Raw genomic sequence first — 19,157 nt, forward strand, 5'->3', positions numbered from 1 at the left:
ACACAGGTGAAAACGTGGATAAGGCTGTCATCCTGCCGGAAAAAAAACAGTACCAGGAGATTGGCGAGGATTTACGGGCGCAGATTATCCAAGGGCATTATCCCGTGGGATCGCGTCTGCCGCCGGAGCGCAACATTGCCGAGACGTATGGCGTGAGCCGCACTATCGTGCGCGAGGCGCTGCTGATGCTTGAGCTACAGGGGACGGTGGATATTCGCCAGGGGTCTGGCGTGTACGTGATGCGCATTCCGGAGGAGCATGAAAATGAGGAAGAGCGTTTTCTGAACAGTGACGTGGGTCCGTTTGAAATTCTTCAGGCGCGCCAGCTGCTTGAAAGCAACATTGCCGCCTTTGCCGCAAAAATGGCGACGCGGGCGGATATCGACAACCTGCGCCGCATCATCGAGCAGGAGCAACGGGCTATTGCCGCCGACGATCGTAGCCAGGACAACAACAAAATGTTCCACCTGGTGCTGGCGGGAGCCACACAAAACCAGATGCTGCTGGCGACCGTTGAAAGCGTCTGGCATCACATGGACAGCAGCCCGCTGTGGCAGCAGTTTAACGGCCACATCGCCAGCCGCGCATGGCGGCTGAAATGGCTCGGCGACAGGCAAACCATTCTCGCTGCGCTCCGCCGCCGCGACGTGATGGGGGCGTGGCAGGCGATGTTCCAGCATCTTGAAAACGTCAAAAAGAGCCTGCTTGAGCTGTCAGACGAAGACGCGCCCGATTTTGACGGCTATCTCTTTGAATCGGTCCCCCTTTTCCAGGGGAAACTGGTGTGAATATACTGCCGCTTCACGCTGCGCCGCAGTTTACACAGCGGGTGATCGACTGGATCTGGAACGCGTTTGGTGAAGGTATGCCGCGTGCCTTTTTCCAGAGCATTGTTGAGCACAGCCTGACGCCGGGCGAGTTACCGCTCACCTTTATTGCCGTTGAGGATGACCACCTGCTGGGCACCGTTGGGTTGTGGCGTTGCGATTTAATTTCCCGGCAGGATCTCCACCCCTGGCTGGCTGCGCTGTATGTCGATGAAGCCGCCCGGGGAAACGGGCTGGCGGGAAAACTTCAGCAGCATGTTATCGGCTACGCGCGACGCGCCGGATAAAACCGTCCATCTCTATCGCTGTTCGCTCACGGCTTCCGCGGGCGATACCACCGAGTGACGGCGCACTAAGGTTGGGCTGAACAGGTGGGTAATTTCCGGTGGCGGGCGATGCTCGGCCAGCGCTAACGCCAGTTCTGCCGCCTGCGTTGCCATGGTCACAATCGGGTAGCGCACGGTGGTCAGGCGAGGGCGCACGTAGCGCGACACCAGCACATCATCAAAGCCAATCAGCGAAATTTCTGCCGGGACGTCAATCCCGTTATCATTCAGCACGCCCATTGCGCCGGCGGCCATGGAGTCGTTATAGCTGGCCACGGCGGTGAAATTCCGCCCGCGGCCCAGCAGCTCCGTCATCGCCTGCTCGCCGCCACTCTCATCCGGTTCTCCGTACGCCACAAGACGATCGTTGCACGGCAGACCGGCTTCGCGCAGCGCGTCGTAATAGCCCTGAAGGCGATCTTCCGCATCGGAAATTGGGTGGTTGGAGCACAGATAACCAATTCGGGTATGGCCCTGCTGGATCAGATGACGGGTTGCGAGCCATGCGCCGTAACGGTCGTCGAGCGCCACGCAGCGGGTTTCAAAACCGGGAATAATACGGTTGATAATCACCATCCCCGGCATCTGTTTCATCAGATGGATCAGCTCGGCGTCGGGGATCATTTTTGCATGGACCACCAGCGCCGCACAGCGATGACGGATCAGCTGCTCAATGGCCTGGCGCTCTTTCTGTTCATTGTGGTAGCCATTACCAATCAGCAGGAAATTTCCGGTGTGATAAGAGACTTGTTCTACGGCTTTGACCATCGCACCGAAAAACGGATCGGATACATCTCCGACCACCAGCCCGATGGTTTCTGTCGACTGCTGGGCAAGGGCGCGCGCGTTGGCGTTAGGGTGATAATTCAGGTTTTCCATGGCGTCCTGCACGGCCTGGCGCGATGCATCACTCGCTTTAGGGGAGTTGTTGATCACGCGGGAGACGGTCGCGACGGAAACACCGGCCAGACGAGCCACATCCTTAATTGTCGCCATTCAATACCTTCTTATAGGGGTAAGCGTTTACACACTAACTAGTGTTGCGGAAAAGCAGCGCGCATTCAAGGGGAGCGGGTGGGCGTCCTCTGCAAACGTGAAGCAGAACATCCCTCACGGTGTAATCGTTACACGGCCAGTCATGTCTGAATAATGTCAATCTGAACCTTTAGTTACACTTTGCCTCAGGCTGTTGCGATTGTCCGTTAGCAACGATGCGTAGTGAATTGCTAGAGTCGAGATCCCAGAGGTATTGATAGGTGGAATCAACTTCGGTTGATTAACACGATTTACACCAACCTGCGTTTTACGCAGGTTTTTTTTTGCCTGTAAGTTCAACCTGTAACAGCAAAAGAGAATATTCACACCTGGTTGCACTTCGGCTCATTCCCTTGCGTTTTCCCGCTGGCGAAGCCTGTCGCCGGAGGCCACAATCAAGATCCCAGAGGTATTGATTGGTGAGAATTCCTGGTACGTTTTCGTACTCTTCTCTTGCACCAACCTGCGCGGATGCGCAGGTTTTTTTTCGCCTCTGTTTTTGCTATCGCTCCCTCACTACTTCTCGTGTAATCTGCCACCATTTATACCTTCCACACTGGCTGGCAAAGGGAGTTGAAATGCTTTTTGGGTTCTTCCGCACACTGTTTCGTGTCCTGTTTCGCATCCGCGTGACTGGCGATACGCAGGCACTCTATGGCGAGCGTGTGCTTATCACACCGAATCACGTCTCTTTTCTTGATGGCGTATTGCTGGCGCTGTTTTTGCCCGTGCGCCCCGTCTTCGCGGTTTACAGCTCCATCAGTGAAAAATGGTACATGCGCTGGCTCAAACCGCTGATTGATTTTGTCCCGCTCGACCCAACCAAACCGATGATGATTAAACATCTGGTGCGTCTGGTTGGGCAGGGGCGCCCGGTGGTTATCTTCCCGGAAGGGCGTATTTCAGTGACGGGCTCCCTGATGAAAATTTACGACGGGGCCGGTTTTGTCGCGGCGAAGTCTCAGGCCACCGTCGTGCCGCTACGCATCGACGGGGCTGAGCTGACCTTTTTCAGCCGTCTGAAAGGGCTGGTGAAGCAGCGTCTGTTCCCGAAAATTACCCTGCATATATTACCGCCGACGTCACTGCCGATGCCCGAGGCGCCGCGCGCGCGCGACCGCCGTAAAATCGCCGGGGAAATGCTGCACCAGATTATGATGGAAGCGCGCATGGCCGTTCGCCCGCGCGAAACGCTGTATGAATCGTTGCTGTCGGCGCAGTATCGCTACGGTGCGAAGAAAAACTGCATCGAAGACATCAGTTTTACGCCGGATACCTACCGTAAGCTGTTGACCAAAACGCTGTTTGTCGGGCGTATTCTGGAAAAGTACAGCAAACAGGGCGAAAAGATCGGCCTGATGCTGCCAAACGCGGGTATCAGCGCGGCGGTAATCTTTGGTGCCGTCTCCCGGGGCCGCATTCCGGCGATGATGAACTACACGGCGGGCGTGAAAGGGCTCTCCAGCGCGATTACCGCAGCACAAATCAACACCATCTTTACCTCCCGCCAGTTCCTGGATAAAGGCAAGCTGTGGCACCTGCCGGAACAGCTGACGCAGGTGCGCTGGGTGTTCCTGGAAGATCTGAAAGCAGACGTCACGACCGCTGACAAGCTGTGGATTTTCGCGCACCTGCTGATGCCGCGTCTGGCGCAGGTTAAGCAGCAGCCGGAAGATGATGCCATTATCCTCTTTACCTCTGGCTCTGAAGGTAACCCGAAAGGTGTGGTTCACAGCCACAAAAGCATTCTGGCGAACGTCGAACAGATTAAAACTATTGCTGACTTTACCGCCAACGATCGCTTTATGTCGGCGCTGCCGCTGTTCCACTCATTTGGTCTGACCGTGGGTCTCTTTACGCCGCTGCTGACCGGTGCCGAGGTGTTCCTCTACCCAAGCCCGCTGCACTACCGCATTGTGCCGGAACTGGTTTATGACCGTAACTGCACGGTGCTGTTCGGGACGTCCACCTTCCTCGGTAACTACGCGCGCTTCGCCAACCCGTATGATTTCTTCCGCGTACGCTACGTGGTGGCGGGCGCGGAAAAACTCCAGGACAGCACGCGCCAGATCTGGCAGGACAAGTTTGGCCTGCGCATTCTGGAAGGCTATGGCGTGACGGAGTGCGCGCCGGTGGTCTCCATCAACGTTCCGATGGCGGCAAAACCGGGAACGGTTGGCCGCATTCTGCCGGGGCTGGACGCACGTCTGCTGGCGGTGCCGGGTATTGAAGACGGCGGACGTCTTCAGCTGAAAGGGCCGAACGTCATGAACGGCTATCTGCGTGTGGAAAACCCGGGCGTGCTTGAGGCGCCGACGGCCGAGAACGTCAATGGCGAGGTTGAAACGGGCTGGTACGACACGGGCGATATCGTGCGCTTCGACGATCAGGGCTTCGTGCAGATCCAGGGACGTGCAAAACGCTTCGCCAAAATCGCCGGGGAAATGGTCTCTCTTGAAATGGTCGAAACGCTGGCGACCGCAGTCTCGGCGGAGAAAATGCATGCGACCGTGGTGAAAAGTGATGCCAGTAAAGGCGAGGCGCTGGTGCTCTTCACGACAGACGGTGAACTGAAGCGTGATGCGCTGCTCAGGTATGCACGCGAACACGGTATCCCCGAGCTAGCGGTCCCCCGCGATATTCGTTACCTCAAACAGTTACCGGTGCTGGGCAGCGGTAAACCCGATTTCGTGACCCTGAAGGGCATGGTTGAAGAGGCAGAACAGCAAAATGCGTGAGTCAGTGCACACTAACACTTCAATCTGGTCGAAAGGCATGATGGCGGTTATCGCCGCCCAGTTTCTTTCCGCGTTCGGCGATAACGCGTTGCTGTTTGCCACGCTGGCATTGCTGAAAGCTGAGTTTTATCCCGACTGGAGCCAGCCGATCCTACAGATGGTGTTTGTGGGTGCTTACATCGTATTTGCGCCGTTTGTCGGCCAGGTGGCGGACAGCTTCCCGAAAGGTCGGGTCATGATGTTTGCCAACAGCCTTAAGCTTCTGGGCGCGGCAAGTATCTGCTTTGGTATCAACCCGTTTGTCGGCTACACGCTGGTGGGCATTGGTGCGGCAGCCTACTCCCCGGCGAAGTACGGTATTCTGGGTGAGCTCACCACCGGTGATAAGCTGGTGAAGGCCAACGGCCTGATGGAGTCCTCCACCATTGCGGCTATTCTGCTGGGTTCGGTGGCGGGTGGCGTACTGGCAGACTGGCATGTGCTCGCCGCGCTTGGCATCTGCGCCCTGATGTACGGTGGCGCGGTGATCGCCAACCTGTTTATCCCCAAACTGGCCGTGGCGCGTCCGGGGCAATCCTGGCGCTTCGGGCCAATGACCGGCAGCTTCTTCAACGCCTGCCGCGTACTGTGGCGTAACGGTGAAACACGCTTCTCGCTGATGGGCACCAGCATGTTCTGGGGGGCCGGCGTTACGCTGCGTTTCCTGCTGGTGCTGTGGGTGCCGGTGGCGCTGGGCATTACTGACAACGCCACGCCGACTTATCTGAATGCCATGGTCGCCGTCGGGATTGTTGTCGGGGCCGGGGCTGCGGCAAAACTGGTGACGCTGGAAACCGTCGCGCGCTGCATGCCTGCGGGGATCCTGATTGGCGTCGGCGTTCTGTTCTTCTCCCTGCAACATGCCCTATTGCCTGCCTATGCCCTGCTGTTGCTGATCGGCATGTTAGGCGGTTTCTTTGTGGTGCCGCTAAACGCGCTGTTGCAGGAGCGCGGCAAGCAGACCGTTGGAGCGGGTAACGCCATTGCGGTGCAAAACCTTGGTGAAAACATGGCGATGTTACTGATGCTGGGGATTTACTCGCTGGCGGTAAAAGCAGGTGCGCCGGTCGTGGCAATCGGGGTAGGATTCGGCGCGCTGTTCGCGCTGGCGATTAGCGGTCTGTGGGTCTGGCAGCGTCGTCGTTGAATTGTGCGGCCTGATGCCCTCACCCCGGCCCTCTCCCACGGGGAGAGGGTGAAAACCCTAAAAACGGCAACGCACGTTGCCGTTTTGCTTTTATTACGGTGCCGGGTAGGTATAAACCTGATGCACCGCTTCAATCTCCGCTAATACCTCTTCACTCAGGTTCAGATGGAAACTCTCAATATTGGTTTTCAACTGATCCATCGTCGTTGCGCCGAGCAGGGTACTCGCCACAAACGGCTGACGACGCACGAAGGCCAGCGCCATCTGCGCCGGATCGAGTCCGTGGCGTTTCGCGATATCCACGTAGGCCGCAACGGCTTTTTGCGTCTGCTCGCCGCTATAGCGGGTGAAGCGGCTGAAAAGGGTGTTACGCGCGCCAGCCGGTTTCGCGCCGTTCAGGTATTTGCCCGTCAGGGTACCGAAGCCCAGGCAAGAGTAGGCGAGCAGCTCCACCTCTTCGTACTGCGTCACCTCCGCCAGACCTACTTCATAACTGCGGTTCAGCAGGCTGTACGGGTTCTGAATGGTCACGATGCGCGGCAGGTCGTGTTTATCAGCCAGATGCAGATAGCGCATCACGCCAAACGCAGTCTCGTTGGAAACGCCAATGTAGCGGATCTTACCCGCCCGCTGGCACTCCGTGAGCGCTTCCAGCGTTTCCAGCAGGGTAACTGCCGGAGCACTTTCGTTCCAGGTGTAGCCAAGCTTACCGAAGCAGTTCGTCGGACGCTGCGGCCAGTGCACCTGATAAAGATCGAGATAGTCGGTTTGCAGGCGCTTGAGGCTGGCATCCAGCGCGGCACGGATATTCTTGCGATCAAGGATCTGGTTAGGGCGGATCCCGGCATCGTTATTACGGGAAGGGCCGCTGACTTTGGAGGCGATGACCAGCTTTTCGCGATTGCCGCGTTTCGCCAGCCAGTTGCCGACATACGTTTCAGTAAGACCTTGTGTTTCCGGGCGGGGAGGAACGGGGTACATCTCCGCCACGTCAATCAGGTTAATGCCCTGGCTGACGGCGTAATCGAGTTGTGCATGGGCATCGGCTTCGCTGTTTTGTTCACCAAATGTCATGGTGCCCAACCCCAGTTGGCTGATCTCCAGAGCGCTGTGGGGGATACGGTGATAATGCATAGCCGGTTTCCTTTTTTTGACATACAGACTGCGTCAGGAACCTCCCGACAAAGGAATATAAACATGGCAGAGGGAAGGCAAAAGGGGAAGGAAAAAATCAAAAAGGCCAGCAAGCTACTGACCTTTATCTGTTTAACGCTCGATGATCTGGGAGACTTCGTCGCGATTAATCTGCATTTGATTGCCTTCGCGATCGCGGTAACTCACCAGACCGGTATCGTCGTCGACTTCGGGTTTGCCATCGGTCAGGATCATACGACCATCTTTCGTTGACATGACATAGTCGCTGCTGCAACCCGATACCGCAAACGCTAAACCGACTGCTGAGATAATTACTGCCCATTTTTTCATCGTTCTCATCCTCACCTGGCTCGTATCAAATCATAGTGTAGTAATAACCTGATATTACGACAGGTGAAAGGGGGGAAATCTTAAAAAGGAGGAGATTATGTTAGCCGGAGCGCAAAATTGGTAAAAAACTATGTTTTCAACAGGAAGTGGCGTGCCAGCAGCGCCCCGGTGAAATTCTTTTTAAGATAGAAACCGCGCGGCAGCGTCAGGATCGGTTCGCCCTGTGCGCCTACCGCTTCAGTGAGCGCTTTGCTGTTGGCGGCTTTGGGACGAAGTTGCAGCACTTCGCCATGCCGGGCGGTGATACGCTCAACCTGTCCCAGCACAATCATGTCCATCAGCTCTTCCCAGTCCTGGGAAAGCTGTCTCTCCTCTTCTTCATTCGGGCTCCAGAGCAGCGGGGCGCCAACGCGACGCTCAGCCAGCGGGATCTGCCTGTCGCCCTCAACGGGTACCCACAACACCCGCTTCAGCTTATGCCTGACGTGGCTGGTTTCCCATGTCACTCCGCTGTTACCCGTGAGCGGCGCAACGCAGACAAAGGTGGTTTCCAGCGGCCGCCCCTGGCTATCGATGGGGATCGTCTTCAGTTCCACCCCCAGCGCCGCAAAATCTTGCTCGGGTTTACTGCCCGCGCTTGCGCCCAGCCAGCGTTCCAGCAACACGCCGATCCAGCCCTTATCACGCTTTAGATCGTTAGGTATCGTCAACCCCGCCATCACGGCCAGCTCGCCCAGTGAATAGCCTGCCAGGCGTTGTGCCTGCTGGAGCAACTGGGCTTCACTGACGGGAGGAGAGAGCAGTGGGGCGAGAGATTGCATGCTAACGACCTTTTGATTAAAAAATGAGCTGATATTTTATCCCTTGTGGACAGAGTTTACCTTTTTCTGTGCACCTATTCCATGTGGATGATTTATATCATCTTTTTTAGAATATAATCCGTCCCGCGGCGGCTAAAAAACAGGTTGTGCAATTCTGGTCACTGACAATAAACAGGATCTTACACCATGTTATCCACAGAAAAATGGGATAACTGGGAATAACTGCCACTACTGTTTCAATTTACAGCCTTGACGTGCGATGAAAATCGAATTTTCACACAAATTGTGCCTAACTTATTGGCACAAACTGTGGATAAAACCGACGCTGTTCGATCTTTCATCAGCAGGAGGATCTTTGATGTGATGATCGTCACGTTTATCGCACTGGATACCCTTAATTTCAATATAATCATATGAATTTAAATGATTTATTATAAGCGGGGTAAATTGGCGGCTCGTCGGGCTACAAGGTTGTTCATCGGTAATTCCGCACTTCTTCACAACTATATCCACAGAAAAGGTGAATAAAAATGGTCTCTGTCGGCCGCATCTGTTTATAACTCCGCACTAAATTGTGAGTTATTCAAATGTTATTAGGTTGCAGGCCTGTAAGAGAGTGGTTTACCGCCTCCCTGTAGTGTGAAACAATCATTCATATATCAGATTTAGTTTGGGGTAGTCCGGTGATTGATGACGATGGCTACCGCCCAAACGTAGGAATAGTAATTTGTAATCGTCAGGGCCAGGTGATGTGGGCCCGGCGATATGGTCAGCACTCCTGGCAGTTCCCGCAAGGCGGGATCAATCCCGGAGAGTCCCCAGAACAAGCGATGTACCGGGAGCTGTTTGAAGAGGTTGGTTTAAGCCGAAAAGATGTTCGCATCCTGGCTTCGACCCGCAACTGGTTGCGTTACAAGTTACCGAAACGTTTGGTGCGTTGGGACACAAAGCCGGTTTGTATCGGCCAGAAACAGAAGTGGTTTCTTTTGCAGTTGGTGGGCAACGATTCAGATATCAATATGCAAACCAGCAGCACGCCAGAGTTTGATGGCTGGCGCTGGGTAAGCTACTGGTATCCGGTTCGTCAGGTCGTGTCATTTAAGCGCGATGTATATCGTAGGGTGATGAAAGAGTTCGCAAGTGTCGTGATGCAGCTTCAGGAGACGCCTCCGAAGCCACAGAGCGCACCTGCCTGGCGACGTAAAAGAGGTTAAGCTACGCAAATCATGCTCACCCGCTTGCGAGAAATAGTTGAAAAGGTTGCCAGTGCGCCTCGCCTCAACGAGGCGCTGAATATTCTGGTGACGGACATCTGTCTTGCGATGGAAACCGAGGTCTGTTCGGTCTACCTGGCCGACCATGACCGACGTTGCTACTACCTGATGGCAACCCGCGGTTTAAAAAAACCACGGGGACGTACCGTCACGCTCGCGTTTGATGAAGGTATTGTTGGCCTGGTCGGGCGACTGGCGGAGCCAATCAACCTTGCCGATGCGCAAAAACATCCCAGCTTCAAATATATCCCTTCCGTCAAAGAGGAGCGGTTCCGCGCTTTCCTTGGCGTGCCGATTATTCAGCGTCGTCAACTGCTTGGCGTGCTTGTTGTCCAGCAGCGAGAGTTGCGTCAGTACGACGAAAGCGAGGAGTCTTTCCTCGTCACGCTGGCAACGCAGATGGCTGCGATCCTCTCCCAGTCTCAGCTGGCAGCCCTTTTTGGGCAGTATCGTCATACCCGCATCCGCGCGCTTCCGGCCTCGCCGGGCGTCGCGATTGCCGAAGGCTGGATGGATGCCACGCTCCCCCTGATGGAGCAGGTCTATGAAGCCTCGACGCTGGATGAAGCGCTTGAGCGCGAACGGCTTACCGCTGCGCTGGAAGAGGCGGCGAATGAGTTTCGTCGCTACAGCAAACGCTTTGCCGCTGGCGCTCAAAAAGAGACGGCGGCCATTTTCGACCTCTACTCACACCTGCTTTCCGATGCGCGTTTGCGTCGTGAGTTATTTGCCGAGGTCGATAAAGGTTCGGTGGCAGAGTGGGCGGTTAAAAAGGTCATTGAAAAATTTGCCGAGCAGTTTGCGGTGCTGACTGACGGTTATCTGAAAGAGCGCGCCGGCGATTTACGCGCGCTTGGGCAACGTCTGCTGTTCCACCTTGATGATACTATTCAGGGGGCGAATGCCTGGCCGAGCCGGTTTGTACTGGTGGCCGATGAACTCTCGGCGACGACGCTGGCGGAATTACCGCAGGACAGGCTGGCGGGCGTAGTGGTGCGCGATGGCGCAGCTAACTCCCATGCCGCCATTATGGTGCGCGCGCTCGGTATTCCGACCGTGATGGGGGCGGATATTCAGCCCTCCGTACTGCACCGCCGTACGCTGGTGGTGGACGGATACCGCGGTGAGTTGCTGGTGGATCCTGAGCCGGTTCTCCTTCAGGAGTACCAGCGTCTTATCAGCGAAGAGAATGAATTAAGCAAGCTGGCGGAAGATGACGTCAACCTGCCCGCGCAGCTCAAGAGCGGTGAGCGTGTGAAGGTGATGCTCAATGCTGGCTTAAGCCCTGAGCATGAAGAGAAGCTCGGCAGCCGCATCGATGGCATCGGCCTCTACCGCACCGAAATACCGTTTATGCTGCAAAGCGGCTTCCCGTCAGAAGAGGAGCAGGTGGCGCAGTATCAGGGCATGTTGCAGATGTTTAACGACAAACCCGTCACGTTGCGCACCCTGGACGTCGGCGCGGATAAGCAACTGCCCTATATGCCCATCAGTGAAGAGAATCCCTGCCTCGGCTGGCGTGGGATCCGCATAACCCTCGATCAGCCGGAAATCTTCCTTATCCAGGTTCGTGCGATGCTGCGTGCCAACGCGGCCACGGGGAATCTCAGCATTTTGCTGCCGATGGTCACCAGTATTGACGAGATCGACGAAGCGCGGCGGTTGATAGAACGTGCAGGGCGCGAAGTGGAAGAGATGATCGGCTATGCGATCCCTAAACCCCGTATTGGCGTGATGCTTGAAGTGCCTTCGATGGTCTTTATGTTGCCGCAGCTGGCGACCCGCGTTGATTTTATCTCCGTTGGCACCAACGACTTAACGCAATACATTCTGGCAGTCGATCGCAACAATACGCGCGTTGCCAGCATCTACGACAGCCTGCATCCGGCGATGCTTCGTGCCCTGGCGATGATCGCCCGCGAAGCCGAGCAGCATAATATCGACCTGCGCCTGTGCGGTGAAATGGCCGGCGATCCGATGTGCGTGGCGATCCTGATTGGTCTCGGTTTCCGTCACCTGTCAATGAACGGACGTTCCGTTGCGCGTGTGAAATACCTGTTACGTCACATCGAACAAGATGAGGCGCGCGAACTGGCCGCGCGTAGCCTGGAAGCACAGCTGGCAGCCGAAGTGCGCCATCAGGTGGCTGCGTTTATGGAGCGACGCGGCATGGGCGGTTTGATCCGGGGCGGCCGCTGATCCCCACAAAATAATGACGGCTCCGACGACCCCCTCTCCCTTGAGGGAGAGGGATGGGGTGAGGGGGAACAGCGCGCATGAAACCCTATACACATCTTTTACATCTCAGGCGCATCCTCCACGCCTGCCTTATGCTATGATTCGCAACTTTGGAGCACCTGCCAACGGCGGGAATGCAATTCACCCGCTGTCCACTTTCAGCGGAATAACAACATCTTGTGGTGACAGATGAACAGTGGTTATCTGCATTTTCCGGAATTCGATCCGGTTATTTTCTCAATAGGACCTGTAGCGCTGCACTGGTACGGTCTGATGTACCTGGTGGGCTTCGTCTTTGCCATGTGGCTTGCTGGCCGTCGCGCCAGTCGTCCAGGCAGCGGCTGGACGAAGAACGAAGTGGAAAACCTGCTTTATGCCGGCTTCCTCGGCGTGTTCCTGGGCGGTCGCATCGGTTATGTCCTGTTCTATAATTTCCCGGTATTCCTGAACGACCCGCTCTATCTGTTCCGCGTCTGGGACGGTGGCATGTCTTTCCACGGCGGGCTGATTGGTGTGATCCTGGTCATGGTGATCTTCGCCAGACGCACCAAACGCAACTTCTTCCAGGTGGCTGATTTTATTGCGCCGTTAATCCCGTTTGGGCTGGGCGCAGGGCGTTTGGGCAACTTCATCAACGGTGAACTGTGGGGGCGTGTCGATCCGAGCGTGCCGTTTACCATGCTGTTCCCGGGTTCCCGCGCGGAGGACATCGCGCTGCTGCCTTCGCATCCTGAGTGGCAGTCCATTTTCGATACCTACGGCGTTCTGCCGCGCCATATGTCACAGCTCTATGAGCTGGCGCTGGAAGGCGTGGTGCTGTTCATCATCCTGAATCTGTATATCCGCAAACCGCGCCCAATGGGGGCTGTCTCCGGTCTGTTCCTGATTGGCTACGGCGCGTTTCGTATCATCGTCGAGTTCTTCCGCCAGCCGGATGCGCAGTTTACCGGGGAATGGGTACAGTACATCAGCATGGGGCAGATCCTCTCCATCCCGATGATTGTCGCGGGTGCCATTATGATGATTTGGGCGTATCGTCGTCGTCCACAGCAACAACTTTCCTGAGGAATCATGAAACAGTATCTTGAATTGATGAAAAAAGTGCTCGACGAGGGCACGCCGAAAAACGACCGTACCGGCACCGGTACGCTCTCCATTTTTGGCCACCAGATGCGCTTCAATCTGCAAGAAGGCTTTCCTCTGGTGACAACGAAGCGCTGCCATCTGCGCTCGATCATTCATGAACTGCTCTGGTTCCTGCAAGGCGATACCAACGTTGCTTATCTGCATGAAAACAATGTCTCCATCTGGGACGAGTGGGCAGATGAGAACGGCGACCTGGGGCCGGTCTACGGCAAGCAATGGCGCGCGTGGCCTACCCCGGACGGCCGCCATATTGACCAGATCACGACCGTCATGAACCAGCTGAAAAATGACCCGGACTCGCGCCGTATCATTGTCTCTGCCTGGAACGTGGGGGAACTGGATAAAATGGCGCTGGCGCCTTGCCACGCGTTTTTCCAGTTCTATGTGGCGGACGGCAAGCTCTCCTGCCAGCTCTATCAACGCTCCTGCGACGTGTTCCTCGGCTTGCCGTTTAACATCGCCAGCTACGCGCTGTTGGTGCACATGATGGCGCAGCAGTGCGATCTTGAAGTGGGCGATTTTGTCTGGACGGGCGGTGATACCCACCTCTACAGCAATCATATGGAACAGACGCATCTCCAGCTGACCCGCGAACCGCGTGCATTGCCGAAGCTGGTGATCAAACGTAAACCGGAATCGATCTTCGATTACCGTTTTGATGATTTCGAGATTGAGGGTTACGACCCGCATCCCGGCATTAAAGCTCCTGTCGCCATCTGATACGGCAAATCCTGACACAACCGGTGCTCTTTAGCGCCGGTTTTTTTTCTCGCCCGTTTTGTTTTTCGAGCCTGTTTCCAGAGATGATGCAACGCGTTGCAACGGGTGAAAATCTCCGGAAAGCGGCTCGTAAAGTTCTGGTTTGACGCTCGTACCGTTTCTGCTATTCCGCCACACTCCCGCCATGAAAAACGAACAAGGCTTTACGCTTATCGAAACCCTTATCGCCGTTTCGCTGACAGTGATCCTCAGCGCCACAGGGCTCTATGGCTGGGACAGTTGGCAGCAGCGGCAGCGGCTTTGGCAAACTGCCTGCCAGGTGCGGGATTACCTGGTGTTTTTGCGCAATGACGCCAACCGTCACAACAGCGAGCACAGGATCGCGCTGTATAACGACGGTGAAAAGAACTGTCTGGCCAGTTCAGCGGTGACCGGTTGTGACAGCGGCGGACCGTTCGTGATGAAGCCGATGTGGCCCGAGGTCACGATAAGCGACATAACCCCTGCGCTGGGATTTTACGGTTTAAGGGATACCGCATGGGCCGGACATATCCGCGTGCAGAGCCGCGCTGGTGGGTGGTGGGTTATTGTCTCAAATGGCGGACGTATCAGGCTGTGTAATGCCGCAGGAGAAGGTGCATGCCAGTAAATCGAAAAGGGTTTTCCCTGCTGGAAGTGCTTATTGCGATGACGATAAGCAGCATTCTGTTACTCAGCACGTCACGTTTTTTACCGGGGCTACAGCGGGGTGTTTTACTGCAATCCGGACAGCAGGAGCTGGAGGATGAGGTCTGGCAACGTCTGTTCGCGATCGGTAAACAGTTTCAGAGGGCAGGATATTGTGCAGGGCATTGCCAGGGGCAGGGGATGATCATCGGCAGGCAAGGACGATGTGCGATTGTGCTATGGGATGCGAACAGCAACGGCCAGTGGGATAGCACCGCGTCAGAAAACGACAGTACGGGATTCCGGCTTGAGTCCGGATCGCTTGAAACGCTGCGGGGCGCCACATCCTGTGACGGTAAGGGATGGGATAAGCTCACCGACCCGGATCGGGTCCTGATAGAGCAATTTATGGTCACTAAAACCGATCATGATGGCTTCGCGCCGGTCATCAGTATCGAGCTGCGTGCCCGCCGCAAAGGTGAACTGGCCGCACCCTTTTCGGCTCGCCATACCGTAACGGGGTTTAATCTGTGAATCGTCAGCGGGGCATGTCATCGCTGGCGCTGGTCCTGCTATTACTGGTGCTCGGCACGCTGATCCTCACCGGATTAAATCAGCAGCTGCAAACCTTTAGCACGCTGGTAAGTGGCGAGAGTTTGTCTGTTCGCCAGCAGGCTGCCGTGCAATCTGCACTGGAGTGGGGGCGCGTTCAGGAATGGGCTTTACAGCCAGAGGTTCAGTGCAAACAGACACAACGTTTGCGGGTCTGTATAAGGCTGTTTGGGGCGCGTGTGTTGCTTATTGCCGGCAATGACAATCTATTGCTATGGCGAGGCGGGGACATCTCGGAGGGGCAGATACGCTTTTCCGTCCACGGCTGGAGTGATTTCTGCCCCCTTAAGGAAAGTACGCTATGTCAGTTACCCTGAGCAGACAAAAAGGATTTAGCATGGTTGAGGTTTTGCTGGCAATGATGTTGCTGGTTGTGGTTGTGATGGCGTTATCCGGCTATCATCGCGCGCTGGCAGCCCGGTATGCGGCGCTTAGCCAGTATCGTCAGCTATGGCATCATGCGTGGAATCAGTCGCAGATCTCAACATTAACGCTCCCGCCGGGCTGGCAGGTCAGTCGGGGGCAGACAACACAGTCCGGATGTGTCAGCATCACGGTCACACTTATTTCTCCTATGGGGCGGCAGGGCGCGTTGACGCGTCTGCATTGCCCGGTTAGCCGCTAGTCGGGAGCGTTTATGCTAAGGGTTTACCACTCAAATCGTCTGGATGTGCTGGAAGCACTGATGGAGTATATCGTTGAGCAAGAGCGTCTTGACGATCCGTTTGAGCCAGAAATGGTGCTGGTGCAGAGCACCGGTATGGCGCAGTGGCTGCAAATGTCCCTTTCGCAGAAATTTGGCATTGCGGCGAACATCGATTTTCCGCTGCCCGCGAGCTTTATCTGGGAGATGTTTGTTCGCGTCCTGCCGGATATTCCTGAGCAGAGCGCCTTCAACAAACAAAGTATGGCCTGGAAACTGATGACGCTGCTGCCGGACATGCTGGCGCATGATGAGTTTGCCATGCTGCGGCACTACCTGAATGACGACACTGACAAGCGTAAACTTTTCCAGCTTGCCTCACGTACTGCCGACCTTTATGACCAGTATCTGCTTTACCGTGCAGAATGGCTGATTCGCTGGGAAGCGGGAGAATTAGTCGATGGGTTACCGGAAGCGCAAATCTGGCAGGCGCCGCTCTGGAAAGCGCTGGTCGAGCATACCGGGAAACTCGGTCAGCCTAAGTGGCACCGTGCTAACCTGTACGATCGCTTTATCTCAATACTTGAGAACAGCGCAGAACGGCCAGCCCGTTTGCCGTCACGCGTGTTCATTTGCGGTATCTCCGCGCTGCCGCCTGTCTACCTGAACGCGCTAAAAGCGCTCGGTAAGCACACTGATATCCATATCCTCTTTACCAACCCGTGTCGGCACTATTGGGGGGATATTCAGGATCCGCGCTGGCTATCACGGCTGGTCACCCGTCAGAGAAAACGCCTCTTTGAGGAACGCGCCGTGCCGCTGTTTAAAGACAGTGAAAATGCGGCGCAGCTTTTTGATGAAGAGGGGATTCAGAACCTGCCGAACCCGCTGCTTGCCTCGTGGGGCAAGCTCGGACGCGACTATATTTATCTGCTTTCTGAAATCACCTCCTCGGGAGAAGGGGATGTGGATGCGTTTGCGGATATTACGCCGGACAGCCTGCTGCACAATATTCAGCTTGATATTCTGGATTTGGAAAACCGTGCCGTTGCCGGGATCACTGCCGAAGAGTTTGCGCGAAGCGACAAGAAGCGAAAACTGGATCCTGACGATCGCAGTATCGCGATCCACGTTTGCCACAGCCCACAGCGTGAAGTTGAAATTCTTCATGACCGCCTGCTGGCCATGTTACAGGACGATCCAACCCTGACACCGCGCGATATCGTGGTGATGGTGGCGGATATCGACAGCTACAGCCCGTTTATTCAGGCGGTATTTGGCAGCGCAACGGGCGACCGCTATCTGCCCTACGCAATCTCTGACCGTCGCGCTCGTCAGTCACACCCGGCGCTACAGGCCTTTATCAGCCTGCTTTCGCTGCCTGATAGCCGGTTTATCTCTGAGGATGTGCTGGCACTGCTGGATGTGCCAGTTCTGGCCGCACGTTTCAACATTAACGAAGAGGGGTTGCGCTATCTGCGCCAGTGGGTCAACGAATCCGGTGTCCGCTGGGGTATCGACGATGATAACGTCCAGGAGTTCGAACTCCCTGCGACCGGCCAGCATACCTGGCAGTTTGGCCTGACGCGCATGCTGCTGGGGTATGCGATGGAGAGCATCCACGGCGAATGGAATGACGTGCTGCCGTACGATGAGTCCAGTGGGTTAATCGCGGAACTGGTTGGTCACTTAGCCTCGCTGCTTATGCAGCTCAACCGCTGGCGCCGTGCGTTGATGCAGCCCCGCCCGCTCGAAGAGTGGCTGCCGATTTGCCGCGAAATGCTGAGTGATTTCTTCCTGCCGGACAGCGAAACTGAAGCGGCCATGGCGCTTATCGAGAAGCAGTGGCAGGCCATCGTTGATGAGGGGGTTAATTCGCACTATCACGAGGCCGTTCCCCTTTCGCTTCTGCGTGATGAGCTGACGCAACGTCTCGATCAGGAGCGCATCAGCCAGCGCTTCCTTGCGGGGCCGGTGAATATTTGTACCCTGATGCCAATGCGTTCAATCCCGTTCAAAGTGGTCTGTCTGCTTGGCATGAACGACGGTATTTATCCGCGTGCGCTTCCACCTCTGGGTTTTGATCTCATGAGCGCACAACCGAAGCGGGGCGACCGCAGCCGCCGCGATGATGACCGTTATCTCTTTCTTGAGGCGCTGATGTCTGCGCAAAGCAGGCTGTATATCAGCTATATCGGTCGTTCAATTCAGGACAACAGCGAGCGTTTCCCGTCTGTGCTGGTGCAGGAGCTGGTGGATTACATCGGACAGAGTCACTATCTGCCGGGCGATGAAGCCTGCAACTGCGACGAAAGCGAACGTCGGGTGATAGCGCATATCACCTGTCACCATAGCCGTATGCCGTTTGATCCTGTCAATTACGTTCCTGATGAACTGCAAAGCTACGCCAGCGAGTGGCTTCCCGCCGCGAAGAAAGCGGGGACGCCGCAAACCGATTTTATTCAGACGCTCGAACCGCGCGTCATAGATACCCTCTCGTTTGAGCAGCTACAGCGTTTTTGGGCGCACCCGGTCCGGGCTTTTTTCCAGCAACGCTTGCAGGTGAATTTCCGCTCTGAAGAGAGCGAAATCCCCGATGCGGAACCGTTTATTCTTGATGGGCTGGAGCGTTTTAAGCTTAATTCCCAGCTTCTGAATGCGCTGGTTGACGAAGAAGACGCCAGTAAACTGTTCCGACGTTACAGGGCGTCGGGATTACTTCCGTATGGTGCATTCGGCGAAATCGTCTGGGATGCCCAGTGCGAGGAGATGCGAGCGCTTGCTGACCGCGTTATCGCGTGTCGGCAGCCGGCGAGCAGCATTGAAATCGATCTCGATTGTAACGGTATGCACCTCAGCGGCTGGCTCACGCACGTGCAGTCTGACGGGCTGCTGCGCTGGCGGCCATCCATGCTCAGCGTTTCACATGGCCTGCAACTCTGGCTCGAACATCTTGTCTACAGTGCGAGTGGTCACGAAGGTGAAAGCCGGTTGTTTGTACGTAAGGACGGCGAATGGCGTTTCCCGCCGATGGAGCCTGAGCAGGCGTTGACGTATCTGTCGCTTTATATTGAAGGTTACCGTCAGGGCATGAACAAACCTCTGCTTTTGCTGCCTGAAAGTGGGGGGGCGTGGATAAAAGCCTGTTACGACGCGCAGAATGATGCCATGTTAACGGATGAGGCTTCGCTCCAGAAAGCGCGCAGCAAGTTTTTGCAGGCCTACGAAGGGAACATGATGGTACGTGGCGAAGGTGACGATGTCTGGTATCAACGTTTATGGCGAACGCTGGAGCCAGAATATTTCGACATTATCACCCTGGAGGCGCAACGCTACCTGTTACCGTTGTTCAAATTTAATCAGTCCTGAGTGCTGTATAAAAATTGCGCAGTATGAGGTGTTCATTTATGATGCACCTCTTATCACGGACTGATGTACCC

At 55.7% G+C, this 19,157-nt stretch carries 16 protein-coding genes and 1 pseudogene; 13 read left to right on the forward strand and 4 right to left on the reverse strand.

Annotated features, from left to right (window positions below; genetic code table 11):
* Positions 1 to 14: 14 nt before the first annotated feature.
* Both H2Z33_RS13210 and H2Z33_RS13215 read left to right on the forward strand, forming a co-directional pair.
* Positions 15 to 788, forward strand: coding sequence for a GntR family transcriptional regulator (locus H2Z33_RS13210; protein ID WP_003862809.1), 774 nt, complete (start codon positions 15 to 17; stop codon positions 786 to 788).
* A pseudogene (locus H2Z33_RS13215) lies at positions 785 to 1,172 on the forward strand (GNAT family N-acetyltransferase). Before H2Z33_RS13210 ends, H2Z33_RS13215 begins: the two are co-directional and overlap by 4 nt.
* On the opposite strand, the gene galR reads toward H2Z33_RS13215, so the two are convergent.
* Positions 1,127 to 2,149 (reverse strand): HTH-type transcriptional regulator GalR, encoded by a 1,023-nt coding sequence (gene galR / locus H2Z33_RS13220; RefSeq protein WP_003862806.1) that lies wholly within the window; start codon positions 2,147 to 2,149, stop codon positions 1,127 to 1,129. The pseudogene H2Z33_RS13215 and the gene galR overlap by 46 nt on opposite strands.
* Positions 2,150 to 2,766: 617 nt before the next feature.
* On the opposite strand from galR, the gene aas reads away from it, so the two are divergent.
* Complete coding sequence (aas, locus tag H2Z33_RS13225; protein WP_033487605.1) at positions 2,767 to 4,926, forward strand: bifunctional acyl-ACP--phospholipid O-acyltransferase/long-chain-fatty-acid--ACP ligase; 2,160 nt, start codon at positions 2,767 to 2,769, stop codon at positions 4,924 to 4,926.
* Positions 4,919 to 6,112 (forward strand): lysophospholipid transporter LplT, encoded by a 1,194-nt coding sequence (gene lplT, locus H2Z33_RS13230; protein ID WP_003862801.1) that lies wholly within the window; start codon positions 4,919 to 4,921, stop codon positions 6,110 to 6,112. Before aas ends, lplT begins: the two co-directional genes overlap by 8 nt.
* Positions 6,113 to 6,205: 93 nt before the next feature.
* On the opposite strand, the gene H2Z33_RS13235 is transcribed toward lplT, so the two are convergent.
* From H2Z33_RS13235 to mutH, 3 genes are all read right to left on the reverse strand, one after another.
* Entirely contained in the window at positions 6,206 to 7,246 is a 1,041-nt protein-coding gene (locus tag H2Z33_RS13235) for an NADP(H)-dependent aldo-keto reductase (protein WP_015571754.1), read from the reverse strand.
* Between the two features lie 132 nt (positions 7,247 to 7,378).
* Entirely contained in the window at positions 7,379 to 7,597 is a 219-nt protein-coding gene (locus H2Z33_RS13240; protein WP_003862794.1) for a YgdI/YgdR family lipoprotein, read from the reverse strand.
* Positions 7,598 to 7,725: 128 nt separating this feature from the next.
* Positions 7,726 to 8,418, reverse strand: a complete 693-nt coding sequence (mutH, locus tag H2Z33_RS13245; RefSeq protein WP_033487604.1) for a DNA mismatch repair endonuclease MutH — start codon at positions 8,416 to 8,418, stop codon at positions 7,726 to 7,728.
* A 683-nt stretch (positions 8,419 to 9,101) separates the two neighbouring features.
* On the opposite strand from mutH, the gene rppH reads away from it, so the two are divergent.
* The 9 genes from rppH (at position 9,102) to recC (ending at position 19,086) form a co-directional block, all read left to right on the forward strand.
* Positions 9,102 to 9,632 (forward strand): RNA pyrophosphohydrolase, encoded by a 531-nt coding sequence (rppH, locus tag H2Z33_RS13250; RefSeq protein WP_003862791.1) that lies wholly within the window; start codon positions 9,102 to 9,104, stop codon positions 9,630 to 9,632.
* A gap of 12 nt (positions 9,633 to 9,644) precedes the next feature.
* The gene (gene ptsP / locus H2Z33_RS13255; RefSeq protein WP_015571752.1) at positions 9,645 to 11,891 is read left to right on the forward strand and encodes a phosphoenolpyruvate--protein phosphotransferase; all 2,247 of its coding nucleotides are present in this window, start codon (positions 9,645 to 9,647) and stop codon (positions 11,889 to 11,891) included.
* A gap of 228 nt (positions 11,892 to 12,119) precedes the next feature.
* Positions 12,120 to 12,995 (forward strand): prolipoprotein diacylglyceryl transferase, encoded by an 876-nt coding sequence (lgt, locus tag H2Z33_RS13260; RefSeq protein WP_003862787.1) that lies wholly within the window; start codon positions 12,120 to 12,122, stop codon positions 12,993 to 12,995.
* Positions 12,996 to 13,001: 6 nt separating this feature from the next.
* The gene (thyA, locus tag H2Z33_RS13265; protein ID WP_015571751.1) at positions 13,002 to 13,796 is read left to right on the forward strand and encodes a thymidylate synthase; all 795 of its coding nucleotides are present in this window, start codon (positions 13,002 to 13,004) and stop codon (positions 13,794 to 13,796) included.
* A 184-nt stretch (positions 13,797 to 13,980) separates the two neighbouring features.
* Complete coding sequence (locus tag H2Z33_RS13270) at positions 13,981 to 14,445, forward strand: prepilin peptidase-dependent protein (protein ID WP_017692737.1); 465 nt, start codon at positions 13,981 to 13,983, stop codon at positions 14,443 to 14,445.
* Positions 14,436 to 14,996: a prepilin peptidase-dependent protein gene (locus tag H2Z33_RS13275; RefSeq protein ID WP_015571748.1), complete on the forward strand. Its 561-nt coding sequence runs from the start codon at positions 14,436 to 14,438 to the stop codon at positions 14,994 to 14,996. The genes H2Z33_RS13270 and H2Z33_RS13275 overlap by 10 nt, the downstream gene beginning before the upstream one ends.
* Positions 14,993 to 15,391, forward strand: a complete 399-nt coding sequence (locus tag H2Z33_RS13280) for a DUF2509 family protein (RefSeq protein WP_032671942.1) — start codon at positions 14,993 to 14,995, stop codon at positions 15,389 to 15,391. Before H2Z33_RS13275 ends, H2Z33_RS13280 begins: the two co-directional genes overlap by 4 nt.
* The gene (locus H2Z33_RS13285) at positions 15,376 to 15,699 is read left to right on the forward strand and encodes a prepilin-type N-terminal cleavage/methylation domain-containing protein (RefSeq protein ID WP_023295356.1); all 324 of its coding nucleotides are present in this window, start codon (positions 15,376 to 15,378) and stop codon (positions 15,697 to 15,699) included. Before H2Z33_RS13280 ends, H2Z33_RS13285 begins: the two co-directional genes overlap by 16 nt.
* Before the next feature lie 12 nt (positions 15,700 to 15,711).
* Positions 15,712 to 19,086: an exodeoxyribonuclease V subunit gamma gene (recC, locus tag H2Z33_RS13290; protein ID WP_063134868.1), complete on the forward strand. Its 3,375-nt coding sequence runs from the start codon at positions 15,712 to 15,714 to the stop codon at positions 19,084 to 19,086.
* The last annotated feature ends 71 nt before the right edge of the window (positions 19,087 to 19,157 follow it).

It is taken from the genome of Enterobacter sp. YSU (assembly GCF_016082135.1).
Lineage (GTDB): Bacteria > Pseudomonadota > Gammaproteobacteria > Enterobacterales > Enterobacteriaceae > Enterobacter > Enterobacter hormaechei_C.